This window comes from Pseudomonas sp. 28 E 9 (assembly GCF_900004785.1).
Lineage (GTDB): Bacteria > Pseudomonadota > Gammaproteobacteria > Pseudomonadales > Pseudomonadaceae > Aquipseudomonas > Aquipseudomonas orientalis_A.
Genome location: NZ_CVTK01000050.1, coordinates 450,860 through 475,112 on the forward strand (window position 1 = coordinate 450,860; position 24,253 = coordinate 475,112).

At 61.6% G+C, this 24,253-nt stretch carries 23 protein-coding genes; 15 read left to right on the forward strand and 8 right to left on the reverse strand.

The features are described from left to right. Positions 1 to 214 precede the first annotated feature (214 nt). Positions 215 to 1,189: an alpha/beta hydrolase family protein gene (locus BFQ00_RS18285; protein ID WP_065934310.1), complete on the reverse strand. Its 975-nt coding sequence runs from the start codon at positions 1,187 to 1,189 to the stop codon at positions 215 to 217. Between the two features lie 75 nt (positions 1,190 to 1,264). Between BFQ00_RS18285 and BFQ00_RS18290 the strand changes: the two genes are divergently transcribed. From BFQ00_RS18290 to trpE, 10 genes are all read left to right on the forward strand, one after another. Then, positions 1,265 to 3,259, forward strand: coding sequence for a sensor histidine kinase (locus BFQ00_RS18290; protein ID WP_065934311.1), 1,995 nt, complete (start codon positions 1,265 to 1,267; stop codon positions 3,257 to 3,259). Between the two features lie 18 nt (positions 3,260 to 3,277). Then, the gene (locus BFQ00_RS18295) at positions 3,278 to 3,907 is read left to right on the forward strand and encodes a response regulator (RefSeq protein WP_057723679.1); all 630 of its coding nucleotides are present in this window, start codon (positions 3,278 to 3,280) and stop codon (positions 3,905 to 3,907) included. Between the two features lie 225 nt (positions 3,908 to 4,132). Beyond that, the gene (locus BFQ00_RS18300) at positions 4,133 to 5,245 is read left to right on the forward strand and encodes an ABC transporter ATP-binding protein (RefSeq protein ID WP_065934312.1); all 1,113 of its coding nucleotides are present in this window, start codon (positions 4,133 to 4,135) and stop codon (positions 5,243 to 5,245) included. Positions 5,246 to 5,288: 43 nt separating this feature from the next. Continuing rightward, positions 5,289 to 6,329: an ABC transporter substrate-binding protein gene (locus BFQ00_RS18305; protein WP_065934313.1), complete on the forward strand. Its 1,041-nt coding sequence runs from the start codon at positions 5,289 to 5,291 to the stop codon at positions 6,327 to 6,329. 201 nt (positions 6,330 to 6,530) lie between these two features. Then, positions 6,531 to 7,757, forward strand: coding sequence for an ABC transporter permease (locus BFQ00_RS18310; protein ID WP_065934314.1), 1,227 nt, complete (start codon positions 6,531 to 6,533; stop codon positions 7,755 to 7,757). 12 nt (positions 7,758 to 7,769) lie between these two features. After that, positions 7,770 to 8,594, forward strand: coding sequence for an ABC transporter permease (locus tag BFQ00_RS18315; protein ID WP_065885518.1), 825 nt, complete (start codon positions 7,770 to 7,772; stop codon positions 8,592 to 8,594). Positions 8,595 to 8,811: 217 nt separating this feature from the next. Further along, complete coding sequence (locus tag BFQ00_RS18320; protein ID WP_065934315.1) at positions 8,812 to 9,960, forward strand: iron-containing alcohol dehydrogenase; 1,149 nt, start codon at positions 8,812 to 8,814, stop codon at positions 9,958 to 9,960. An 83-nt stretch (positions 9,961 to 10,043) separates the two neighbouring features. Then, entirely contained in the window at positions 10,044 to 10,718 is a 675-nt protein-coding gene (gene rpe, locus BFQ00_RS18325) for a ribulose-phosphate 3-epimerase (RefSeq protein WP_065894198.1), read from the forward strand. After that, complete coding sequence (locus tag BFQ00_RS18330) at positions 10,715 to 11,533, forward strand: phosphoglycolate phosphatase (RefSeq protein ID WP_065885521.1); 819 nt, start codon at positions 10,715 to 10,717, stop codon at positions 11,531 to 11,533. The genes rpe and BFQ00_RS18330 overlap by 4 nt, the downstream gene beginning before the upstream one ends. 69 nt (positions 11,534 to 11,602) lie before the next feature. Next, a complete protein-coding gene (trpE, locus tag BFQ00_RS18335) occupies positions 11,603 to 13,084 on the forward strand; it encodes an anthranilate synthase component I (protein WP_065885522.1) in 1,482 nt (493 codons plus the stop codon). Between the two features lie 129 nt (positions 13,085 to 13,213). Here the strand turns inward: trpE and estP are convergent, their stop codons facing one another. Then, on the reverse strand, positions 13,214 to 15,136 hold the full coding sequence (gene estP, locus BFQ00_RS18340) for an esterase EstP (protein ID WP_065934316.1): 1,923 nt from the start codon (positions 15,134 to 15,136) through the stop codon (positions 13,214 to 13,216). A gap of 421 nt (positions 15,137 to 15,557) precedes the next feature. On the opposite strand from estP, the gene BFQ00_RS18345 reads away from it, so the two are divergent. From BFQ00_RS18345 to BFQ00_RS18360, 4 genes are all read left to right on the forward strand, one after another. Then, positions 15,558 to 16,151, forward strand: a complete 594-nt coding sequence (locus BFQ00_RS18345) for an aminodeoxychorismate/anthranilate synthase component II (RefSeq protein WP_065934317.1) — start codon at positions 15,558 to 15,560, stop codon at positions 16,149 to 16,151. Positions 16,152 to 16,160: 9 nt separating this feature from the next. Next, positions 16,161 to 17,210 (forward strand): anthranilate phosphoribosyltransferase, encoded by a 1,050-nt coding sequence (gene trpD / locus BFQ00_RS18350; RefSeq protein WP_065894202.1) that lies wholly within the window; start codon positions 16,161 to 16,163, stop codon positions 17,208 to 17,210. Then, the gene (gene trpC, locus BFQ00_RS18355; RefSeq protein ID WP_065885526.1) at positions 17,207 to 18,043 is read left to right on the forward strand and encodes an indole-3-glycerol phosphate synthase TrpC; all 837 of its coding nucleotides are present in this window, start codon (positions 17,207 to 17,209) and stop codon (positions 18,041 to 18,043) included. The genes trpD and trpC overlap by 4 nt, the downstream gene beginning before the upstream one ends. Before the next feature lie 165 nt (positions 18,044 to 18,208). Next, positions 18,209 to 18,904 carry a lipoate--protein ligase family protein gene (locus BFQ00_RS18360; protein WP_065934318.1) on the forward strand — a complete coding sequence of 232 codons (696 nt, stop codon included), beginning with the start codon at positions 18,209 to 18,211 and terminating at the stop codon, positions 18,902 to 18,904. Here the strand turns inward: BFQ00_RS18360 and crp are convergent. Beyond that, the gene (gene crp / locus BFQ00_RS18365) at positions 18,901 to 19,545 is read right to left on the reverse strand and encodes a cAMP-activated global transcriptional regulator CRP (protein ID WP_057723693.1); all 645 of its coding nucleotides are present in this window, start codon (positions 19,543 to 19,545) and stop codon (positions 18,901 to 18,903) included. The genes BFQ00_RS18360 and crp overlap by 4 nt on opposite strands. A 234-nt stretch (positions 19,546 to 19,779) precedes the next feature. Here crp and BFQ00_RS18370 point away from each other — a divergent pair, with 234 nt between their 5' ends. After that, positions 19,780 to 20,202: an OsmC family protein gene (locus BFQ00_RS18370; protein WP_003210947.1), complete on the forward strand. Its 423-nt coding sequence runs from the start codon at positions 19,780 to 19,782 to the stop codon at positions 20,200 to 20,202. Between the two features lie 62 nt (positions 20,203 to 20,264). On the opposite strand, the gene coq7 is transcribed toward BFQ00_RS18370, so the two are convergent. The 5 genes from coq7 to BFQ00_RS18395 form a co-directional block, all read right to left on the reverse strand. Continuing rightward, positions 20,265 to 20,912 carry a 2-polyprenyl-3-methyl-6-methoxy-1,4-benzoquinone monooxygenase gene (coq7, locus tag BFQ00_RS18375; protein ID WP_065934319.1) on the reverse strand — a complete coding sequence of 216 codons (648 nt, stop codon included), beginning with the start codon at positions 20,910 to 20,912 and terminating at the stop codon, positions 20,265 to 20,267. A gap of 85 nt (positions 20,913 to 20,997) precedes the next feature. Further along, positions 20,998 to 21,336: a histidine triad nucleotide-binding protein gene (locus tag BFQ00_RS18380; protein ID WP_065934320.1), complete on the reverse strand. Its 339-nt coding sequence runs from the start codon at positions 21,334 to 21,336 to the stop codon at positions 20,998 to 21,000. 45 nt (positions 21,337 to 21,381) lie between these two features. After that, positions 21,382 to 22,170, reverse strand: coding sequence for an SDR family NAD(P)-dependent oxidoreductase (locus BFQ00_RS18385; RefSeq protein WP_065934321.1), 789 nt, complete (start codon positions 22,168 to 22,170; stop codon positions 21,382 to 21,384). Positions 22,171 to 22,234: 64 nt separating this feature from the next. Next, the gene (locus BFQ00_RS18390; RefSeq protein WP_065934322.1) at positions 22,235 to 23,197 is read right to left on the reverse strand and encodes a DUF805 domain-containing protein; all 963 of its coding nucleotides are present in this window, start codon (positions 23,195 to 23,197) and stop codon (positions 22,235 to 22,237) included. A 70-nt stretch (positions 23,198 to 23,267) separates the two neighbouring features. After that, entirely contained in the window at positions 23,268 to 24,230 is a 963-nt protein-coding gene (locus BFQ00_RS18395) for an NAD(P)H-dependent flavin oxidoreductase (protein WP_065934323.1), read from the reverse strand. Positions 24,231 to 24,253: the final 23 nt, after the last annotated feature.

Below are 24,253 nucleotides of genomic sequence, written 5' to 3' on the forward strand. Positions count from 1 at the left end.
GCGTCCTGCCGGGTTACCCACGGATTCAAGCCTGCGTTCGGCCAGCGTGGTTTGACGGGGCGCTTAAGATCAAAAGCAGATCAAGATCAAGATCACGAGCGGCTCGCTTCGCATCGTGGTTACGGTTGGGCGCTGCTGAGTTGTGTAGATACTTATGGCTATCGGGGGCAAGCTCCCTCCCACATTGGTTATTCAACACTTTCGAAAAATGTGTTCAATCGGCATTGCCCTGCGGGCTCAACCAGCCGCGAACTCGCCGGTAGAGCTGTTCCTGCTCGGCCGCATCGTTCCCGGGCAGGGCGTGGAGTTGCACCGGCTTGTAGCCGTCATTCTTGCCGCGTTTGGCTGCCTGGATACGGGCCAGTGCGTTTTTGCCGTCCTGGGCGCCGTCCTGGTAGAACACATCCGCCGTAGGTACTTTCAGCGCTGGCGCCAATTGCTGCAGGTCCGGTTGACGAGCGGCGGGTGTCTTGCCGGCCACCATCACCAGTTTCTGCACCTGGGCGGGTTGTTTCTCGCTCAGGTAACGCGCAGCCCACCATGCGCCGGTGCCGTGACCGAGCAGTGCCACACTGCGGGCGCCCTGGGTCTGGGCGAAGGCGACGGCAGCGTCGATGCGGTCGAAGATACGTTTGGCGTCGGTCTTGTCCTGTTCATCCGCGCCCGGTACCACAGCCGGGTCAGTGCCTTCGGCTTCCGCGCTGGCGGCCTGTTCGACGGGTTTGGCGACCGTGCTGCCGTCCTTGCTGCTGGTATCGACCGCCGCTTTGGGCGGCTCGATGACGCGTGGCGGCAGGGTGTCCAGATTGACGTCCGGCAATGACAGGCTGAGGGTGCCCCAGGCAGCGTCCGGCAGTTTGCGCCGCAACGGGCCGATTGCTTGCGGCCAGTCGGCATTTTCGCCGGCACTTGGCACGATAATCACCACGCCCCGGGGTTCGGCGCTGTTGGCGGGCCTCCACAGGGCCAGGAACGACTCGCTGCCGGCCTGCAATTGTTGTTGTTCCTGTTGCGCAACCTGGCGTTCGAGCGCGCGGGCTTCTGCCTCGCTGCGCTCGGGCAAGGGCTGGCGCTCGGCAGGTTTTTCCGCGACGGCTGCAGGCGCATCGGCGGCTTGAACAGAAAAGGCGCTGGTAAATAGCAGCGACAGGCACAATGCTGGCAGTGCCGAACGGTTTAGAGGTGGCATCGTTAAATCCCGGCCGGAAGATCCCAGCAGCCTAATGGGTTGATCGGTATTTGTCAGTGATGTGAGACGTGGATCATGGGTTTTCGCTTGCTGCTGGTTATCGGCTGTCTGTGTGTTGCCTTGATGGCGAACGCGGCGCCTGCCCCCGTCGTGCCCCAGGCGCAACTGGATGCGCAGCAGCGTGCGTGGCTGGCGCAGCATCCGCAGTTGCGGGTGGGCCTGGTGTTGCAGGCGCCTTACGCGCAATACGACCGACGGCTGCAGCGGTTGTCCGGGGCCAATGTCGAGTTGATGCAGTGGCTGGCCAGGGCGCTGGGCATCGAGCTGACCTGGCGCAACTTTCCCGATCAGCAGCAATTGGAGGCCGCCGTGCGCGACGGCGAGGTGGACATCGCCCCCGGCCTGCAGCAAACCCCGGCCGGCTTGCGCCTGTGGTTGTTCAGCGACCCTTATATGCGCGTGCCCCAGCATATTGTCGGTATTCGTGAAGGCGGCGGCGCGGTGGAGCTGGAAAAACTCGACGCACAATCGCGCATCGCGGTGCGCATGCCCAGCACGGTGGCCGACTACCTGCGCAGCACCTATCCCAACCTCAACCTGCAAGGCGTGCCCATGGAGCGCCAGGCCCTGCAGTTACTGGTGAGCCGGCAGGCCCGCTATGCGGTGGTGGATGAGGCGCAACTGGGCCGGTTATCCGGCGAGGCGGAGTTTGCCGGGCTGGCGGTGGTCGGCGATATCGGCCTGCCGCAGTTGCTGCGAGTGGCCACGCGGCGTGAATGGCCGCAACTGGCCGGCATCATGCAAAGCGCCTTGCGGGCGATACCCGCCCGCGACCTCGACCAATTGCACAGCCGCTGGCTGCAACCTCAGTACCCGCGTTTATCAAACGCCATGGGCGTGTGGAAAAACCTCAGCGTGCTGCTTGGGCTATTACTGCTCGCCAGCCTCGCCGCGGTGCTCTGGCAGCGCCGCCAACAACGCAACCTGGAGCACGATCTGTTGGCGGCGCGGGAGGAAAGTGCGGCGCGCGCCGCTGGCGCTGAAGCCTTGCGCCTGACGCAGTTTTCCATCGATCAAAGTACGGTCGGCATCCTGTGGGTCAATTGGGACAGTCACGTGCGTTACGCCAATCGCGCCGCCGAAACCATGCTCGGCTATGGCGCTGGCGCATTGATCGAGCGACCGCTGATCGACTTTGACCCGACGCTGACCATGGACCGCTGGCTTAACCTGTGGAAGCGTGGGCGTGCCAGCGAGGAGGGCGCGCAGACCTTTGCCACCGACTGCCTGCGCGCCGACGGCAGCATCCTGCCGGCAGACGTGTCGTTGAGTTTCCTGCGCTTTGCCGACGGCGAGTACCTGGTGGTTTACCTGACTGACGTCACCGAGCGTCGCCGTTATGTGGCCGCCCTGCTGCAAAGCGAGGCACAGTTGCGCCAATTGTCAGCCCACCTGGAAACGGTGCGCGAAGAAGAAAAGGCGCGTATCGCCCGCGAAGTACACGACGAACTCGGGCAGATGCTCACCGTGCTCAAGCTGGAAACCTCAATGTGTGAATTGGCCTATGCGCAACTCGACCCGGGCCTGAACGAGCGCTTGAACAGCATGAAGCGCCTGATCGCCCAGCTTTTTCAATTGGTCCGTGATGTCGCCACGGCGCTGCGCCCGCCGATTCTCGACGCCGGCATTGCCTCGGCCATCGAATGGCAGGCACGACGCTTCGAAGCGCGCACGCAGATTCCCTGCCTGGTTCGCGTCCCGGAAAACCCGCCGCTACTGAGCGACGCCAAGGCCATCGGCCTGTTCCGCATCCTGCAGGAGGCGCTGACCAATGTGATGCGCCATGCCCAGGCGCATACTGTGGAGCTGACGCTGGGCGTGGATGGCCCGAACCTGCGGCTGACCATCAGCGATGACGGTATCGGCTTCGTGCAGGCGCAGGGGCGAGCGGTATCGTTCGGCCTGGTCGGCATGCGCGAACGGGTACTGATCATGGGCGGGCAGTTGAGCCTGGTCAGCGAGTTGGGGGAGGGCACCACCCTGAGCGTCACGGTGCCGCTGGATGCATAACGATAAGAGGAAACCCCTGTGATCCGCGTACTGGTAGCCGAAGACCACACCATTGTCCGGGAAGGCATCAAGCAATTGATTGGCCTGGCCAAGGACCTGCTGGTGGTAGGCGAAGCGAGCAATGGCGAGCAATTGCTTGAGACCCTGCGCCATGTGCCGTGCGAGGTGGTGTTGCTGGATATCTCCATGCCCGGCGTGAATGGCCTGGAGGCTATCGCGCGTATCCGCGCGCTGAGCAACCCGCCGGCGATCCTGGTGCTGTCCATGCACGATGAGGCGCAAATGGCCGCCCGTGCCCTGAAGGTGGGTGCGGCCGGCTATGCCACCAAGGACAGCGACCCGGCATTGCTGCTGATGGCGATTCGCAAGGTCGCGGCGGGTGGGCGCTATATCGACCCGGACCTGGCAGACCGCATGGTCTTCGAAGTCGGCCTGACGGATTCGCGCCCCTTGCATTCGCTGCTGTCGGAGCGCGAATTTTCGGTGTTTGAACGCCTGGCACAAGGTGCCAACGTCAACGACATCGCCCTGCAGTTGGCCCTGAGCAGCAAAACCATCAGCACGCACAAGGCGCGCTTGATGCAAAAGCTCAACATCACCTCCCTGGCCGAGTTGGTGAAATACGCCATGGAACACAAGCTGCTGTAGCGGCGTATCCATCAGCGACACCTCAAAAACGCCGCCGAGCCTGTTCTTGCCGCTTGCAGCTCGTCGCTTGCAGCTGCACTGTCCCATGCCCGCCATCCGTGTAGGGCGATCCCTACCCCGAACCTTCCATCCGGCTGATGGGATTCTCTCCTCGCCCCCGATTTCCGGGGCCTTGCGCCTGGACTACGCTTGTGTCACAGCGGTCCAAAACACAAAGGTGCGGGTATGAGCGAGGTGGATTCAAATGATGTGCTGGTCAGCTTTCGTGGCGTGCAGAAAAGCTACGATGGCGAAAACCTGATCGTCAAAGACCTCAACCTGGAGATTCGCAAGGGCGAGTTCCTCACCCTGCTCGGGCCGTCCGGTTCGGGCAAGACCACCAGCCTGATGATGCTGGCCGGCTTTGAAACACCCACCGCCGGCGAAATCCAGCTGGCCGGGCGCTCAATCAATAACGTGCCGCCGCACAAGCGCGACATCGGCATGGTGTTCCAGAACTATGCGCTGTTCCCGCACATGACCGTGGCCGAGAACCTGGCGTTTCCCCTGTCCGTGCGTGGCTTGAGCAAGACCGACATCAGTGAGCGGGTCAAGCGCGTGCTGAACATGGTCCAGCTCGACGCGTTCGCCCAACGCTATCCGGCGCAACTGTCCGGGGGCCAGCAACAGCGGGTGGCGTTGGCGCGCGCGTTGGTGTTCGAGCCGCAACTGGTGCTGATGGACGAACCCCTCGGCGCCCTCGACAAGCAATTGCGCGAACACATGCAGATGGAAATCAAGCACCTGCATCAGCGCCTTGGCGTGACCGTGGTGTATGTGACCCATGACCAGGGCGAAGCCTTGACCATGTCCGACCGCGTGGCGGTGTTCCACCAGGGCGAAATCCAGCAGATCGCCGCGCCGCGCAGCCTGTATGAAGAGCCGAAAAATACTTTTGTGGCCAACTTCATCGGCGAAAACAACCGTCTCAATGGCCGTCTGCACAGCCACACCGGCGAGCGCTGTGTGGTGGAGCTGGCGCGCGGCGAAAAGGTCGAGGCGCTGGCGGTGAACGTCGGCTCGATCGGCGGCCCGGTGACGCTGTCGGTGCGGCCGGAGCGCGTCAGCCTCAATGGCGCAAGTGACCGTTGCATCAACCGTTTTTCCGGGCGGGTGGCGGAGTTCATCTACCTGGGCGACCACGTGCGTGTGCGCCTGGAAGTCTGCGGCAAAACCGATTTTTTCGTGAAACAACCGATCGCCGAGCTGGACCCGGCCCTGACGGTCGGCGACGTGGTACCGATTGGCTGGCAAGTCGAGCACGTTCGCGCACTCGACCCACTTCTAGAGGCGAATTGATCGCCCCCTGGCTTCACCAACCCTGCACGTGGAGAGCACAACAATGTTGAGATCCCTTAAGTATTCGGCCCTGGCTATCGGCCTGATGGGCGCGACACAGGCCATGGCAGGCCCGGACCTGACCGTCGTTTCCTTTGGCGGCGCGAACAAGGCGGCCCAGGTCAAGGCCTTCTATGCCCCGTGGGAAAGCGCGGGCAACGGCAAGATCATTGCCGGTGAATACAACGGTGAAATGGCCAAGGTCAAAGCCATGGTCGACACCAAGAGCGTGTCCTGGGACCTGGTGGAAGTGGAGTCGCCTGAACTGTCCCGTGGTTGCGACGAAGACATGTTCGAGCCCCTCGACCCGAAACTGTTCGGCAACGGCGCCGACTACGTCAAAGGCGCGATCCAGCCCTGCGGCGTGGGCTTCTTCGTGTGGTCGACGGTGCTGGCCTATAACGCCGACAAACTCGCCAGTGCACCGACCAGCTGGGCGGATTTCTGGGACACCAGGAAATTCCCGGGTAAGCGTGGCCTGCGCAAAGGCGCCAAATACACCCTGGAATTCGCGCTGATGGCCGACGGCGTAGCGCCCAAGGACGTCTACAAAGTGCTGGCCGGCAAACATGGCCAGGACCGTGCATTCAAGAAACTCGACGAACTCAAGCCGTCGATCCAGTGGTGGGAAGCCGGTGCACAGCCGCCGCAATACCTGGCCTCGGGTGACGTCGTGATGAGCTCGGCCTACAACGGCCGGATCGCCGCCGTGCAGAAAGAAAGCAACCTCAAAGTGGTGTGGAACGGCGGCATCTACGACTTCGACGCCTGGGCCATTCCAAAAGGCCTGGCGAAGGATCGCGCCGAAGCGGCGAAAAAATTCATCGCCTTTTCGGTGCAGCCGCAGCAGCAGAAGATCTATTCGGAAAACATCGCCTACGGCCCGGCCAACACCCAGGCCGTGCCGTTGCTGGCCAAAGACGTGCTCAAGGACATGCCGACCACGCCGGAAAATATCGCCAACCAGGTGCAGATCGATGTGAGCTTCTGGGCCGATAACGGCGAGCAGCTTGAGCAGCGCTTCAATTCCTGGGCCGCCAAATAATCCATGTGGGAGGGGGCTTGCCCCCTCCCAGTCTGTAGGAGCGAGCTTGCTCGCGAAAAACGTCAACGATAACGCGTGCTTCCTGAATGAACGCGGCGCCTGTGAGTTTTTCGCGAGCAAGCTCGCTCCTACAGATTGGCATTAGGGCTTGCCCCCTCCCACAGGGGATCTGCATTTATCTTCAAGATCCGGAGTTCAGTCATGGCCCTCGCCATTCCCACCCTCAAGCAGCGCCTGGCCCGTGCCGAGCGGCTCAACCGCTGGAAGGCCCAGGCCTTGATTGCGCCGCTGGTGCTGTTTTTGCTGCTGGTGTTCCTGGTGCCCATTGTTGCGCTGCTCTACAAAAGCGTCGGCAACCCGGAAGTGGTCGCAGGCCTGCCGCGCACAGTGTTAGCAGTGACGGCCTGGGACGGTCGTGGCTTGCCCGGCGAGTCGGTGTACCAGGCGCTCAGTGAGGACCTGGGCGAAGCGCGCAAAAACCAGACCCTGGGCGATCTGTCCAAGCGCTTGAACATGGAACTGGCCGGCTATCGCAGCCTGCTGACCAAAACCGCGCGGGCGCTGCCGTTTGCCGACGCGCCGGCCTCTTATAAAGCTGCGCTGGAAACCCTCGACGAACGCTGGGGCGACCCGGCGTACTGGCAGGCGATCCGACGCAATACCAGCAGCCTGACGCCTTACTACCTGCTGGCGGCCGTCGATCACCGTATCGACGACCTGGGCGAAATCGCGCCGGCCACGCCTGACCAGGCTATCTATCTGGATATCTTCGCCCGCACATTCTGGATGGGCCTGGTCATCACCGTGATCTGCCTGCTGCTGGCCTATCCCCTGGCGTACCTGCTGGCCAACCTGCCGGCGCGTAAAAGCAACCTGCTGATGATCCTGGTATTGCTGCCGTTCTGGACCTCGATCCTGGTGCGTGTGGCGGCGTGGATCGTACTGCTGCAATCCGGTGGCCTGATCAACAGCGCCCTGATGGGCATGGGCCTGATCGATACGCCGCTGGAGTTGGTGTTCAACCGTACCGGTGTGTACATCTCCATGGTGCATATCCTGCTGCCGTTCATGATCCTGCCGATCTACAGCGTGATGAAGGGCATTTCGCCAACCTACATGCGTGCGGCGATTTCCCTGGGCTGTCACCCCTTCGCCAGCTTCTGGCGCGTGTACTTCCCGCAGACCTACGCCGGTGTCGGCGCCGGTTGCCTGTTGGTGTTCATCCTGGCGATTGGTTACTACATCACCCCGGCCTTGCTGGGCAGCCCGAACGACCAGATGGTCAGCTACTTCGTGGCCTTCTATACCAACACCAGCATCAACTGGGGCATGGCCACGGCGCTGGGCGGCTTGCTGCTGCTGGCGACGGTGCTGTTGTACCTGATCTACAACCGGCTGGTGGGCGCCAGTCGCCTGCGCCTGAGCTGAGGAGACCCTGCAATGCTGAGCCCTTATATGTCACCGGTGGAGCGGCTGTGGTTCTACAGCCTGCGGATTCTGTGTGGCCTGATCCTGCTGTTCCTGATCCTGCCGGTGCTGGTGATCATCCCGCTGTCGTTCAACAGCGGCAGTTTCCTGGTGTATCCGTTGCAGGGCTTTTCGCTGCAGTGGTATCAGGACTTCTTCGCCTCGGCCGAATGGATGCGCGCCCTGCGCAACAGCATCATCGTCGCCCCGGCGGCCACGGTGCTGGCGATGGTGTTCGGCACGCTGGCGGCGATTGGCCTGACCCGTGGCAACTTCCCCGGCAAGGCATTGGTGATGGCATTGGTGATTTCGCCGATGGTGGTGCCGGTGGTGATTATCGGCGTGGCCAGTTACCTGTTCTTTGCCCCGCTGGGTCTGGGTAACAGCTTCTTCTCGTTGATCGTGGTGCATGCGGTGCTGGGCGTGCCGTTTGTGATCATTACCGTGTCGGCGACCTTGCAGGGTTTCAACCACAATCTGGTGCGGGCCGCGGCCAGCCTGGGCGCGTCACCGTTGACCGCGTTTCGCCGGGTGACCTTGCCGCTGATCGCTCCGGGGGTGATTTCCGGGGCGCTGTTTGCCTTCGCCACCTCGTTCGATGAAGTGGTGGTGACGCTGTTTCTCGCAGGGCCCGAGCAAGCCACGTTGCCACGGCAGATGTTCAGCGGCATTCGGGAAAATCTCAGCCCAACGATTGCAGCGGCGGCGACGTTGCTGATCGGGTTTTCAGTGGTGCTGTTGCTGACGCTTGAATGGTTGCGCGGGCGGGGCGAAAAGCTGCGTACCGCACAGGTCTAAAACCCGGCACAGATCAAAATGTGGGAGGGGGCTTGCCCCCGATAGCGGTGTATCAGTCTCAGATGTGCTGACTGACACACTGCTATCGGGGGCAAGCCCCCTCCCACATTGGTTCTTTGTTCATTCAGATAATGACCATTCAGTTGCTGAATGCTAGGCAACCCGAAATCCCGAGCTACTCTTGTGCCAGCCCATCTCTCAATAAGAGGCCGCGCACATGAGTACTTCCTCATTCAAGATCGCCCACAAACTGCTCACCGGCGCTGGCGCCATTGAACAGCTCGCCGCCGAACTCACCCGCCTGGATGTGGATAATCCGTTGATCGTCACCGATGCCGTGCTGGTCAAGTCCGGCACGGTGGCGCTGGCGCTCGAGCACTTGGGCGGCCGCCCGTATGAAATTTTCGACCGCGTGCTGCCCGACCCGGAAATCGCCATTGTCGAAGACTGCATGCAGGCCTACCGCGATGGCGGGCACGATGGCCTGATCGGCGTGGGCGGCGGCAGTGCCATCGACATCGCCAAGAGCGTCGCCGCTTACGCCGGTTACCACGGCGCCCTGGCGGATTTGTTCGGGGTCGACCAGGTGCCGCGCAAGGGCCCGCCGTTGATCGCCATTCCCACCACGGCGGGCACCGGCTCGGAGGTGACCAACGTGGCAATCCTCTCGGACAAGGCCGCGCAGCTGAAAAAAGGCATCGTCAGCGACTACCTGCTGCCGGATGTGGCGCTGATCAGCCCGCAAATGACCCTGACCTGCCCGCGCAGCGTCACCGCCGCCAGTGGCGTCGACGCACTGGTGCATGCCATTGAATCCTACCTGTCGCTGAACGCCTCGCCGATCACCGATGCGCTGGCGATCGGCGCGATCAAGCTGATTGCCAGCGCACTGCCCAAGGTTTACGCCAACCCGGCCAACCTGCAAGCCCGTGACGACATGGCCACCGCCAGCCTGATGGCCGGGATGGCCTTCGGCAATGCCGGCGTGGGCGCGGTGCATGCGCTGGCGTATCCGTTGGGCGGCCGGTTCAACATCGCCCACGGCGTGAGCAATGCGCTGTTGCTGCCCTATGTGATGCACTGGAACAAGCTGGCCTGTGTCGAGCGGATGCGCGACATCGCCCAGGCCATGGGCGTGAATGTCAGCGGGCTGAGCGTGAATGATGCCGCCGACCAGGCTGTCGAGGCGATGACGAAACTGTGCGCCGCCGTCGAAATCCCGGCCGGCCTGCGCAGTTTCGGCGTGCCTGAGGAGGCTATCCCGGCGATGGCCACTGAAGCGGCGGGCATCGAACGCCTGATGCGCAATAACCCGCGCCAGCTCAGCGCGGCCGATATCGAGAAAATCTACCGGGCGGCGTACTAGCCGTTGAGTGAGGTCACGGTGCGCAGGGCAAAGCTGAGGTATACAATGCGCGCCATCGTGATTTAGCTCAAAAAAGGTGCGTCATGCAGCCCTTCGTCATTGCTCCATCGATTCTCTCCGCCGACTTCGCCCGCCTGGGCGAAGAAGTGGACAAGGTGTTGGCCGCCGGCGCCGACTTCGTGCACTTCGACGTCATGGACAACCACTACGTGCCCAACCTGACCATCGGCCCGATGGTCTGCGCAGCGTTGCGCAAGTACGGGATTACCGCGCCGATCGACGCACACCTGATGGTCAGCCCGGTGGACCGCATTGTCGGCGACTTCATCGAAGCCGGTGCGACCTACATCACGTTCCACCCGGAAGCCACGCTGCACGTCGACCGTACCCTGCAACTGATCCGCGAAGGCGGCTGCAAGGCAGGCCTGGTGTTCAACCCGGCCACACCCTTGAGCGTGCTGGAGTACGTGATGGACAAGGTCGACATGGTCCTGCTGATGAGCGTCAACCCGGGTTTTGGCGGGCAGAAGTTCATCCCCGGCACCCTGAACAAACTGCGCGAAGCGCGGGCGCTGATCGACGCATCGGGCCGCGATATCCGCCTGGAAATCGACGGTGGGGTCAACGTCAACAATATTCGCGAGATCGCTGCTGCGGGTGCCGATACGTTCGTGGCCGGCTCGGCGATCTTCAATGCCCCGGATTACCAGGAAGTCATCGCCAAGATGCACGCCGAACTGGCGCTGGCGCGTCCATGAGCGGCTTTGAGCAGCTGTTCCCCGGCAAATTGCCACGGCTGGTGATGTTCGATCTGGACGGTACCTTGATCGACTCGGTGCCCGACCTGGCGGCGGCGGTGGACCAGATGCTGCTCAAACTGGGGCGCAAGCCTGCGGGGATCGAGGCGGTGCGCGAATGGGTCGGCAACGGTGCGCCGATGCTGGTGCGTCGGGCGCTGGCGGGCAATATCGACGCCGCCGGTGTGGATGAGGTGGAAGCCGAACATGCCCTGGAGCTGTTCAATGCCGCCTATGAAAGCAGCCACGAACTGACGGTGGTGTACCCCGGCGTGCGTGACACCCTCAAATGGTTGAGCAAGCAGGGCGTGGAAATGGCCTTGATCACCAACAAGCCGGAGCGCTTCGTCGCACCGCTGTTGGACCAGATGAAGATCGGCCGGTATTTTCGCTGGATCATCGGCGGCGACACCCTGCCGCAGAAAAAGCCCGACCCGGCGGCGCTGTTCTTCGTGATGAAAATGGCCAACATTCCGGCGTCCCAATCGTTGTTCGTGGGCGATTCGCGCAGCGATGTATTGGCGGCAAAAGCCGCAGGGGTGCAGTGCGTGGCCTTGAGTTACGGCTACAACCATGGCCGGCCGATTGCCGAAGAATCGCCGGCGCTGGTGATTGATGACCTGCGCCTGTTAATCCCCGGTTGCCTGGGCGCGGGCGCTGAGATAACGTTGCCCGATATTGATCCGTCCTTTTCAGGAAATCCCATCGTGGTGGTCACTCGCAAACTCTGGATGAAAGTCATCAAGGCCCTGGCCCGCTGGCGTTGGCGCGCCTGACTGATCCTGGCCGCTTTGTGCGGCACGTTTGCCTACCGACCGATTGACCCTCACACCACGAGGCACCTGATGATCCGCGAAGAATTCCTGCGTTTGGCCGCTGCCGGCTATAACCGTATCCCCATGGCCCGCGAAACCCTGGCCGACTTCGACACGCCGCTGTCGATCTACCTGAAACTGGCCGATGAGCCGAACTCGTATCTGCTGGAGTCGGTACAGGGCGGCGAGAAGTGGGGCCGTTATTCGATCATCGGCCTGCCGTGCCGCACGGTACTGCGGGTTCATGACCATCATGTGAGCATCACCCATGATGGCGTCGAGATCGAAAGCCATGACGTAGACGACCCGCTGGCGTTCGTCGAGGCCTTCAAGGCGCGCTACAACGTGCCGACCATTGCCGGCCTGCCGCGTTTTAACGGCGGCCTGGTGGGGTATTTCGGTTATGACTGCGTGCGCTACGTGGAGCAGCGCCTGGGTAAATGCCCGAACCCGGACCCGCTGGGCGTGCCGGACATCCTGCTGATGGTCTCCGATGCGGTCGTGGTGTTCGACAACCTCGCCGGCAAGATGCACGCGATTGTGCTGGCCGACCCGTCCCGGGCGGATGCCTACGAACAAGGCCAGGCCAGTCTCGAAGCACTGCTGGACAAGCTGCGCCAGCCGATCACGCCGCGTCGTGGCCTGGACCTCAGCCGTCCGCCTGCCGCTGACCCGGTGTTTCGTTCCAGCTTCACGCAGGCGGACTACGAGCGCGCAGTGGACACCATCAAGGAATACATCCTCGCCGGTGACTGCATGCAGGTGGTGCCGTCGCAACGGATGTCGATTGATTTCAAGGCGGCGCCGATTGACCTGTACCGGGCGCTGCGCTGCTTCAACCCGACGCCGTACATGTACTTCTTCAACTTCGGCGATTTCCACGTGGTGGGCAGTTCACCGGAAGTGCTGGTGCGCGTCGAAGACAACCTGATCACCGTGCGGCCCATCGCCGGTACGCGCCCGCGTGGCGCCACCGAAGAAGCGGACCTGGCGTTGGAAGAAGACCTGTTGAGCGACGACAAGGAAATCGCCGAGCACCTGATGCTGATTGATCTGGGGCGCAATGACACGGGGCGTGTCTCGGAAATCGGCTCGGTAAAGTTGACCGAGAAGATGGTCATCGAACGGTACTCCAATGTGATGCACATTGTGTCCAACGTCACCGGGGAACTGAAAGCCGGGTTGACCGCGATGGACGCACTGCGTGCCATTCTGCCGGCCGGTACCTTGTCGGGCGCGCCGAAGATTCGCGCGATGGAAATCATCGACGAGCTGGAGCCGGTCAAGCGAGGCGTCTACGGCGGCGCCGTGGGGTATTTCGCCTGGAACGGCAACATGGACACCGCGATTGCGATCCGTACGGCAGTGATCAAGGATGGCGAACTGCATGTGCAGGCCGGTGGCGGCATTGTGGCTGACTCGGTGCCGGCCCTGGAATGGGAAGAAACCCTGAACAAGCGCCGCGCGATGTTCCGGGCGGTGGCGCTGGCTGAGCAAACCCCGCAGGACTGAAGCCGAATGTGATTCAAATGTGGGAGGGGGCTTGCCCCCGATAGCAGTGTTTCAGCCAGCACATCATGGACTTACAGACCGCTATCGAGGGCAAGCCCCCTCCCACATTAGACCTTCATTGTGCTGCCGTTAGAAATCCAGGCTCACCCCGACACTGACCCCTTGCTGGGTCAGGTTGTCATCCTTCCTCACGTTATACGCCGCGCGCAACGCCAGTTCCTGCGTCAGCTTGTGGCTGACACCCAGGCTCAAGCGATCCGAATTACTGCGCGGCGTATACCCGTCCAGCTTGAAGTCGATCCCCGGCACGCTGTTGAGCGCGATGTTGACCTTCTGCGTGTCGTTCTCGAACTCATGCTCATGCGCCACTTCCCCATACACCTGGGTCTGCGGGGTGATGCGGTAGCTGCCTTGCAAGCCGACGCCAAGGCGTTTGGAGTCGCGCTGTTGGTCATCAAAGGTCAGGGCGGTGGAGCGGCTGTCTTTCTCCGAGTAGCCGTTGACTTCGACGCGCGCATAATCGGCGCTGATGAAGGGCGACAGGTGCCAGTCGCTGCCTGGCGCAGCGATGTCGTAGCCCACGCGGCCACTCAAGGCCCAGAGCCAGCCATCGGTGTCACCTTTCTCCGAACCTTCGCTGACGCCCAGGGCGAACTTGCGCTTGAGGTTATCGAAGTCCAGTTTGCCGCCGGTCAAGGCCGCATCGGCCCACCAGTGATTCTGCTGATATTGGGCGAACGCGGTGCCCATGTAGCTGTTGAGCTTGTAATCCGAATCGCTGGCGCCGGCTTCCAGTGTCTGGCGGTACAGGCCCGCGGCGACGCCTACGCGCCAGGCTTCGTTGAGTCGGTAGCTGCCGCCGATATTGAGGTTGTAACCGCTGCCATCGCCGCTTGCCGAGCTGTTCTGGTCGTCGAAATCCAGCCGCTGGCCGCCGGCTGCCACGATCGCGCGCCATTGGCCGACGGCTTGCCAGTGGCCGGTGTCTGCCTGCCATTGATTGCGCAACTCATCCTGGTGGGCGCGCAATGTGCCCTGGGCCATTTCCGGCAGCAGCGTGATTTCCCACGGCGCGGCGAGCAGCGAATAGGCGTAGTCGGCGATCAGCTGTTGCCCGGCGATGGTCGGGTGGACCGAGTCGTTATAGATCAGCTTGGTCGGGTCCGGGTTGGTGCCACCGATGCCGTACACCGGATTGGCGGTGCAACTGTTGCCACTGAAGCAGGTGCCCGTGAGGTTTTGCCCGGTGGCGAGGCCGAAGCGGGCCGGATTGGCGAAGGCTTCATTCAATAACAATGGAATGTTCAGCGGGATGACCTGCGCATCGATCTGCGACAGGCGCTGTACCAGGGACTGGTTGAAAACAGCGCTCAGGGCCGACGTCGCTGCCTGCTGCGGCGTGCCGTTGACGGCCGGCGTCAGGCCGATGTCGGGCAACATCCATACCATGATGTAACGCGCACCGGCTTGTTGCAGGGCCTGTGCGCTGTCGGCCAATCGCCCGCCGGCGGCGACCGCTTGAGCGGGGCTGAGTACGCGCCCCTGGAGGAAGTCATTGCCGCCACCGGAGAGAAAGTACAGCGCATTCGGATCGGCCAGCCCGCCGTTTGCCGGCAGGTAACCCTGTCGACTGCGCAGCACCGTGCCGCCCCCTGCATTGCCGGGTGGGATCGCCGCGTTGGAGACGTTGGTGATGGAGTCGAGGATATTGTCGGTACGGTAGCCGCCGACCGCCCAGTTGTTTCCGTCCGGCAAGCCCTGGATCGCGCGCACCGGTGAGGTGGAGGCATTCAGGTCGTTTGGCGCTACACCCAGCTTCGCGCCGAGCAGCGTCGAAGAAACCAGACCATAGTCTCCCTGGAACGTCGGCCCGGTACGGTTGGTGAAGCGCAGGGTCGATCCGGCACTGCCGTCGGGAAACTGGCCGGCATCGGCCAGGCTGTCACCGAATACCACCATTGTTGAATAGGGTGACGATGCTGCATGAGCCTGTGCACAAGCCAGGGAAAGCAAGCCGGCGGCCAGGGGTGCGAACAACGGAGTTCTGAGCATGGAAAATTCCATTGAGTTGTTTTTGTGTCGGAACCGAAACACTAGCAAAGTATCGAGCGTTTTCTATAGGGCAAAACCGAATTTTGCTGTGGGCAGCGCATTGAGCCCAGCCCGTATTTGCGGCGCCATATTGCACGGTTGGCGAGGCTACGTTACTGTGCCTGGACGTATGAATGAGACCCTCCCCGTGTTGATCATCAGCAGACTCTTGATGCGAGTAGTCAAGGCACACGCCCGTTGGCGTTGGCGCGCCTGACATTTTTCTCCGCCGGCCTGGCCGGACCTGTACCGATTTGCCTTCTTCACCCTGTTTGACGCCCCTTGCCGCTCACCCCGGCAACCGGAACGTGCGTCCGGCAGCGGGCCAAATGCCTGGAAGGCGGTCATTTGAAATCAGTGAATTCAAGAGGTTTGAACCCACATGTTGCTGATGATTGATAACTACGATTCCTTTACCTACAACGTTGTGCAGTACCTGGGCGAGCTGGGTGCCGAGGTCAAGGTGGTGCGCAACGACGAACTGACAGTCGCCCAGATCGCTGCGCTGAACCCGGAGCGCATCGTGGTATCGCCCGGCCCGTGCACGCCGACCGAAGCGGGCATCTCCCTGGAAGCCATCCAGTATTTCGCCGGCAAGCTGCCGATTCTGGGCGTGTGCCTGGGGCACCAGTCCATTGGCCAGGCCTTTGGCGGTGATGTGGTGCGCGCGCGCCAGGTGATGCACGGCAAGACCAGCCCGGTATTTCACAAGGACCTGGGGGTCTTCCAGGGGCTCAACAATCCTGTAACCGTGACCCGTTACCATTCCCTGGTGGTCAAGCGCGAAACCCTGCCCGAGTGCCTGGAACTGACGGCCTGGACCCAGCTGGAGGACGGCTCGGTCGATGAGATCATGGGCCTGCGCCACAAGACACTGAATATCGAAGGGGTGCAGTTTCACCCTGAATCGATCCTGACCGAGCAGGGCTACGAGCTGTTCGCCAATTTTCTCAAGCAGAGCGGCGGCACGCGCTAAGGACTTTCCATGGATATCAAGACTGCCCTGGGTCGTATCGTCGGCCACCTGGACCTGAGCACCGCTGAAATGAGCGATGTGATGCGCGAGATCATGACCGGTCAGTGCTCCGACGCACAGATCGGCGCCTTTATGATGGCCATGCGCATGAAGAGCGAAAGCATCGACGAAATCGTCGGCGCCGTGTCGGTGATGCGTGAGCTGGCGGACAAGGTCGAACTCAAGACCCTCGACGGCGTGGTCGATGTGGTCGGCACCGGCGGCGACGGTGCGAACATTTTCAACGTATCGACGGCGTCCTCGTTCGTGGTCGCGGCAGCGGGTTGCACCGTGGCCAAGCACGGCAATCGCGCGGTGTCCGGCAAAAGTGGCAGCGCCGACTTGCTGGAAGCCGCCGGTATCTACCTGAACCTGACGCCGGTACAGGTGGCACGCTGCATTGACAGCGTCGGCATTGGCTTCATGTTTGCCCAGTCCCACCATGGCGCGATGAAACACGCCGCCGGCCCGCGCAAGGACCTCGGCCTGCGTACCCTGTTCAATATGCTCGGCCCGCTTACGAATCCGGCCGGTGTGAAACATCAGGTCGTCGGTGTCTTCAGCCAGGCGTTGTGCCGGCCGTTGGCTGAAGTGCTGCAGCGCCTGGGCAGCAAGCATGTGCTGGTGGTGCACTCCAAAGACGGTCTGGATGAATTCAGCCTGGCCGCACCGACCTTCGTGGCAGAGTTGAAGGACGACCAGGTCACTGAATACTGGGTCGAGCCTGAGGACCTGGGCATGAAGAGCCAGAGCCTGCACGGCCTGGCGGTGGAAAGCCCGGCGGCGTCGCTTGACTTGATTCGTGATGCATTGGGGCGACGCAAAACCGAAAACGGTCAAAAGGCTGCGGAAATGATTGTGCTCAATGCGGGCGCGGCACTTTACGCAGCGGACCATGCCTATAGTCTTAAGGAAGGTGTGGCCCTGGCTCACGATGCATTGCACACCGGTCTGGCTCGCGAGAAACTCGAAGAACTCGGAGCATTCACCGCCGTATTCAAGATGGAGAATGAAGCATGAGTGTTCCTACCGTTCTGGAAAAAATCCTGGCGCGCAAGGCTCAAGAAGTTGCCGAGCGCCGTGCCCGTGTGAGCCTGGCTGAACTGGAAGCCCAGGCAAAGGCAGCCGATGCACCGCGCGGTTTTGCCAATGCCTTGATCGCCCAGGCCAAGCTCAAGCAGCCGGCTGTGATCGCTGAGATCAAGAAAGCCTCCCCGAGCAAAGGCGTTATCCGCGAGCACTTCGTGCCACATGAAATCGCCGCCAGTTATGAAAAGGGCGGGGCGACCTGCCTGTCCGTACTGACTGACATCGATTACTTCCAGGGTTCCGACTTATTCCTGCAACAGGCACGCGCCGCGTGCAAATTGCCGGTTATTCGCAAGGATTTCATGGTTGATCCCTACCAGATCGTCGAAGCCCGCGCGCTGGGTGCCGACTGTGTGCTGCTGATCGTTTCCGCCCTGGATGACGTGAGGATGGCCGAGCTGGCGGCTGTGGCCAAGGGTGTGGGCCTGGATGTACTGGTCGAGGTGCATGATGGCGACGAGCTGGAGCGCGCGCTGAAAATCCTCGACACCCCACTGGTGGGGGTCAACAACCGTAACTTGCATACCTTCGACGTCAGTCTGGAAACCACCCTTGATCTGCTGCCGCGTATTCCGCGTGATCGCCTGGTGATTACAGAGAGCGGTATCGTCAACCGCGCCGATGTGGAGCTGATGGAAATCAGCGAAGTGTATGCGTTCCTGGTCGGCGAGACGTTCATGCGCGCCGAGAACCCAGGGGCTGAACTGCAGCGTCTGTTCTTCCCGGAGCGTGGCGTGACGGTCAGCGGTTCGACCCTGGATTGATTCCAGCGCAGTCGGTCCGTTTTTTGAAATGCAGCAAAAAAGTGTGGGAGGGGGCTTGCCCCCGATAGCGGTGGTTCAGTCACCAAGAGGTTTGGCTGGGCCACTGCCATCGGGGGCAAGCCCCCTCCCACATTGGTCTTGTGCTTATTCAGGTAGGTCAATGTGATGACTAAGCTGGTGTCGATGACTGTGGAGGCAGGGCTTGCCGCCGAACAAGCGCTTCTGGCTGCCGTCTGCGCCGGTGAACAGGAATTCGGCCTGTTGTTCTGGCAACCCAACGATCAAGCCCTCGTCATGCCGCGTCGTTTGAGCCGATTACCGGCCTTTGAAGCCGCCAGCCAGGTCTCGGCAGACGCGGGTTGGCCGGTGTTGTTGCGCGAAACCGGCGGTGAGCCGGTGCCGCAGTCCGCCGCCACGGTCAATATCGCCCTGGTCTACGCGCCCCCGCGCAGTGAAGGCGATCAAGGGCGCATCGAAACCGGCTACCAACGGTTGTGCCAGCCGATTTGTGATGTATTGATCGAGTTGGGCGGCGACGCATCCGTTGGCGAAATCGACGGCGCGTTCTGCGACGGTCGTTACAACGTCAATCTCAACGGCCGGAAAATGGTCGGCACGGCCCAACGTTGGCGCCAGAGCGGTGGCCGCCCGGTGGGCTTGGTGCACGGTGCCTTATTGCTGGACAACGATCGCGATGAGCTGATTATGGCGGTCAATCGTTTCAATCAAGCCTGTGGCCTGGAACAGCGGGTGCGGGCCGAGAGCCATATCGCACTGCACGAGGTGTTCACCGCGCCCGACGCGATCAGCCGGCTCGACACCTTGTACCGTCAGATGCTGGCAGGCTTGCTGCCAGGTTAACGGGTGCCGAACACCACCATTGTCTTGCCTTTGACGTGCACCAGGTTGCGCTCTTCCAGATCCTTGAGCACGCGTCCCACCATTTCCCGCGAACAGCCGACGATGCGCCCGATTTCCTGGCGTGTGACTTTGATCTGCATGCCATCGGGGTGGGTCATGGCGTCAGGTTGCTTGCACAGCTCCAGCAGGCAGCGAGCGACACGCCCGGTCACATCGAAGAATGCCAGGTCGCCGACCTTGCGCGTGGTATCCCGCAGGCGCTGGGCAATCTGCCCGCTCAAGGCATACAGGATGTCCGGATCCTGTTGGGCCAGTTCGCGAAATTTCGTATAGCTGATCTCGGCCACTTCGCACTCCACCTTGGTGCGTACCCAGGCGCTGCGCTGCTGCTCCTTGCCCGCCTGCTCGAACAGTCCCAGTTCGCCAAAGAAATCCCCGGTGTTGAGGTAGGCAATGATCATCTCGCGACCGTCTTCGTCCTCGATCAGGATGGTGACCGAGCCCTTGATAATGAAGAACAGGGTTTCGGAGCGCTCGCCCGCGCAGATGATGTTGTGCTTGGCCGGATGACGCCGGCGCTGGCAATGCATCAGCAGCTTGTCGAGGTTCTTGATCTTGGGTGTGGGAGTAAGAGCAACCATGGTTGTATCCCGAAAGACTGCGCGATGGGGTTGGATTTGTTTTTATCAGCGACGTACGCTGTACAAAGGATGGCAATGCGCCATTGATTTGGCGCCAGCTTACCAGACACATTCTGACTCGATTAGCGTATTTCACCGGCAAACGCTGTTTATTGATCGTTTTCATGCAGTGCACGGCTGTCCTGAGGCCCTGTGCTAAGCTGGCGACCCTTTTTTAGCAGTGGAGTCTGGGCGATGAAGGCACGCATCCAATGGGCGGGCGAAGCCATGTTCCTCGGTGAGTCGGGCAGTGGCCATGTGGTGGTCATGGACGGCCCGCCGGAAGCCGGTGGCCGCAACCTGGGTGTACGCCCGATGGAAATGCTGCTGCTGGGTGTCGGCGGTTGCAGCAATTTCGACGTGGTCAGTATCCTGAAAAAATCCCGTCAGGCCGTGGAAAGCTGCGAAGCCTTTCTGGAGGCCGAGCGTGCCACCGAAGATCCCAAGGTGTTTACCAGGATTCATATGCATTTTGTGGTCAAGGGCCGGGCGCTCAAGGAGGCGCAGGTCAAGCGTGCCATCGAGCTGTCGGCAGAGAAATACTGCTCGGCCTCGATCATGCTCGGCGCGGCCGGTGTAGCGATCACCCATGATTACGAAATTATCGAGTTGGGTTGATCGTAGAACGACGGGCAAAAAAAGGGCGCCTTCATGGCGCCCTTTTTTTGGATGAGATGCTTTCAAATTCTATAGGTGCTTTTGGTCATGACCTTGGCCAACAGGCTCATGCCGAACCTCACCGGCGCAGGGAAGCGAAAGCCGCCGGCATCCAGCGCGCTTTCTGCGTGATGCTCTTCGTCGATGCGCATCTGCTCGAGAATGGCCCGCGACTTTTGATCCTCGGCCGGCAGTTGTTCAAGGTGTTCGTCCAGGTGCTTGCACACCTGGTGCTCGGTTGCCGCGACAAAACCCAGGCTGACCTTGTCGCTGATCAGGCCGGCAGCGGCGCCAATCCCGAACGACAAGCCATAAAACACTGGGTTCAGCACACTGGTATGACTGCCCAACTGGCGAATGCGTTGTTCGCACCAGGCCAGGTGGTCGATCTCTTCCTCGGCCGCATGCTCCATCGCCGCGCGTATCTGCGGCAACTTGGCGGTCAGGGCCTGGCCCTGGTACAACGCCTGGGCACAGACTTCGCCGGTATGGTTGATACGCATAAGGCCGGCCACGTGGCGGGTCTCGCTCCCGCTCATCTGTGCGTCCGGCTGCACGATAGCCGGTGACGGGCGGTACGGTTGGCCGCTGAATGGCAGCAGCGTACGCATGGCTGTGTCGGCTTGCAGTAACAGACGGTCAATCGGCGAGTAGTGACGTTGGGTAGTCATGCTGACCTCCGGAAAGAATCTCGGCGGCCAGTTTACCGCAAGAGAGGACGGCGCGTTTGCGCTGAGTCAATTTGCCCCGGCGCACTCAGCCCGGCGGCCAGTTCATCTGGCGCTGACCCAGCACGTGCATATGGATGTGGTACACGGTTTGTCCGCCGTCTTCGTTGCAGTTCATCACCACGCGAAAGCCTTTTTCGCAGCCTTGCTCCACCGCCAGGCGTTGGGCCGTGAACAGAATATGGCCGGCCAGGGCTTTATCGCCCTCGGTCAGGTCGTTGAGGGTGCGAATGGGCTTTTTCGGGATGACCAGGAAATGCACCGGCGCCTGCGGGGCGATATCGTGGAAAGCCAGCACCTGGTCATCTTCATAGATGATGTTCGCCGGTATTTCTCGATTGATGATCTTGGTGAACAGAGTATCCACAGCTGTTTCTCCATAGTGAACGAGAGGGTCAGTGTACTGGGGCGCTCAACGCGGGCAATAGGCCTTGTTGATCGCACCGGCAATTTTTCGGGTAAGCCAGCGTGGGCTCAGGCGCGGGCTGAAGGCGAGCCAGCGGTTGCGGCGCCCCGGAATGATGATCGCCTTGTTCTTCTCCAACGCACGCACGGTGAAGAGCGCGACTTCTTCGGGGCTCATCAACTGCTGGCCGCGGTCGAGTTTTGCAGTGTCCATTTGCGCGGTGCCGAAGAAAGCGGTGCGCGTAGGCCCGGGGCAGAGCACCGAAACCTTGATGCCACAGGTCTTGAGCTCCTCGCGCAGGCCCTCGGAGAAGTGCAGTACATAGGCTTTGCTCGCGTAGTAGCTGCTCATCCACGGGCCCGGCTGGAAGGCGGCGACCGAGGCGACGTTGAGAATCTGCCCGCCGCCATGCAGCGCCATGGCATTGCCCAGGGCGTGACACATGCGAGTCAGGGCGAGGATGTTGACTTCGATCAGGTCCTGTTCGGTCATCCAGTCCTGGGCCAGGAACGGCCCGCTGGTGCCGATACCCGCGCAGTTGACCAACAGGTCGATCTGTCGCTCACCCTCTTCGAGCTCCAGTAAAAAACCCGACAACCGCAGCGGCTCGCCGAGGTCACAGGCACGGAACAGCACCTCGACGCCGAAACGTTGAGTCAATTCGGTTGCAATGCTTTCCAACTGATCACGCTGGCGGGCCACCAGAATCAAACTGCGGCCACGTCGAGCCAGTGCTTCGGCCAAAGCCAGGCCGATACCGCTTGAGGCACCGGTGATCAGAGCGTAACGGGTCATGCCTTTCTCCATCGCCACGCCACCGAGCCTGTGACAGAGGCATCACAGGCGGGGGGGCGTTTCTTCACTGTTCTGGAGAGTCTACAGGTTCGGCCGTGTCGTCAGCACTCTGCGCTGCTTCGTCCTCGACCATGACGTCTGGGGCGGCGGCGTCGTCGGCGGTAATGGAGCTGCTTTCATAGCCGCCGCCCATGTTGGCTTCCAGTTGGTCCAGGTAGCCGTTCATGCCCAGGGTTACCACGACGATGAGCATCAGCGGGATGAACGCCAGCCACAACGAAGCGAGGATTTTAACCGCCGTGGAGTTGCGCGGTGGAGGTGCACCGTACTGGTTGGCGCCGGTGTTGCCCGGCCATACCAGCAGCAGCAGAGGGAAAATGCTGTTCACCACCGGAACCAGGTTCAGCAGGTACAGCCAGCCAGACCAGCCGATGTCGTGCAGGCGCTGCACGCCGATTTGCACGCTGACGACCACAAGTCCCACAAACAGCGCGAGACCCAGCAGCGAGCCGAGAATGATTGCGATCGTTGGCGAAGCAGTAGCCACCGCGAAACCCACGGTACTGATGATCCCGCCAGCCACCAGCATCGCGACGGTCAGCGCGAGCGTCCAGGCGAGATAGCGCAGGCGACCGATCCGCCCGTGGATGGTGAAGACCTTGAGCGTGGAATACTCCGGCAGGTTATCGCCAACGGCTGCGCGTGGTGGTGCATACGGTGAAGCGGCGGAGGTTGAGAAGTCCGGCGCGGACGAGCCTGTCTCGTGGGTTTCGGCAAGGCTGAAAGCCACAGGTTGTTCGGCCTCGATACGTGCGGCGACTCCGGCGTTCTGCAGCGCGGTGAGATAGGTTTCAGCGTCGGCACGTGACAGATCGCGCTTGAGCGCGACCTCGCGGCCGGTGAACAGCTTTTCGATCGCCTCGACGTCGCTCTTGAACAGCTCGGCGAGGTTCAGCTTGGCGGTGGTGCTTTCGACACCCGGGCGCAAGGCTCCGTCAAACACAATCTTGAAACGGTTGTCGCTCATGCGGGCATCCTTGGCACTTTTTTCAGGGAGGTTGTGCAGGCCGGCTCAATTGGCAGGCCTGGCATCTGGGTCAACGTGGCCAACGCAATTGTGCTGCGTTTTCGCGTGCCTGGCGGTATTGAGCGTCCAGGCGTGCGACGAGTTCATCCACGCCGGGTAAATCATTGATCTCACCGACGCCTTGGCCGGCCGACCATACAGTCTTCCATGCCTTGGCCTCATCGCTCAACGGTTTGAGCTTGGAGCCGACATTGACCTCACCTTTTCCCTGGAGGGCAGCGAGATCAAAACCGGCGTTTTCCAGGCTCTGGCGCATGAAGCTTGCAGGCACGCCGGAAACAGCCGGAGTGTGCACGATGTCGGCGGCGTGTGCTGTGAGCAGCATCTCTTTATACGCATCCGGTGCTTGGCTTTCGGTGGTACCGATAAAGCGCGTGCCGAGATACGCCAGGTCCGCACCGAGCAGTTGGGCGGCGAGAATTTCCCGGCCGTGGTTGAGACAGCCGGCGAGCAGCAGGGTTTTGTCGAAGAACTGGCGTATCTCTGCAATCAGCGCAAAGGGACTCCAGGTGCCGGCATGACCACCTGCGCCGGCGGCGACCGCGATCAACCCATCGACGCCCGCTTCAGCGGCTTTTTCGGCGTGACGGCGGGTGGTGACGTCGTGAAACACCAGGCCACCGTAGCTGTGCACGGCATCGACCAACTCCTTCACGGCACCGAGGCTGGTGATGACGATGGGCACTTGGTGCTCGACGCAGAGGGCCAGGTCGGCTTCAAGCCGTGGGTTGCTGTTGTGCGCGATCAGGTTTACGGCATAGGGGGCGGGGTTATCCAGCAGCGCCAGGCCTGCTTCGATTTCCTCCAGCCAGACCTTGAAGCCGCTGCTTTCGCGTTGGTTGAGCGCCGGGAAACTGCCGACCACCCCGTTGCGGCAGCAGGCCAGCACCAGTTGCGGGTTGGAGATCAGGAACATGGGGGCAGCCACCACGGGCAGGCGCAGGCGTTGTTCAAGCAGGGCGGGCAGCGACATTGGAGGTTCCCCCGAGTAATTGA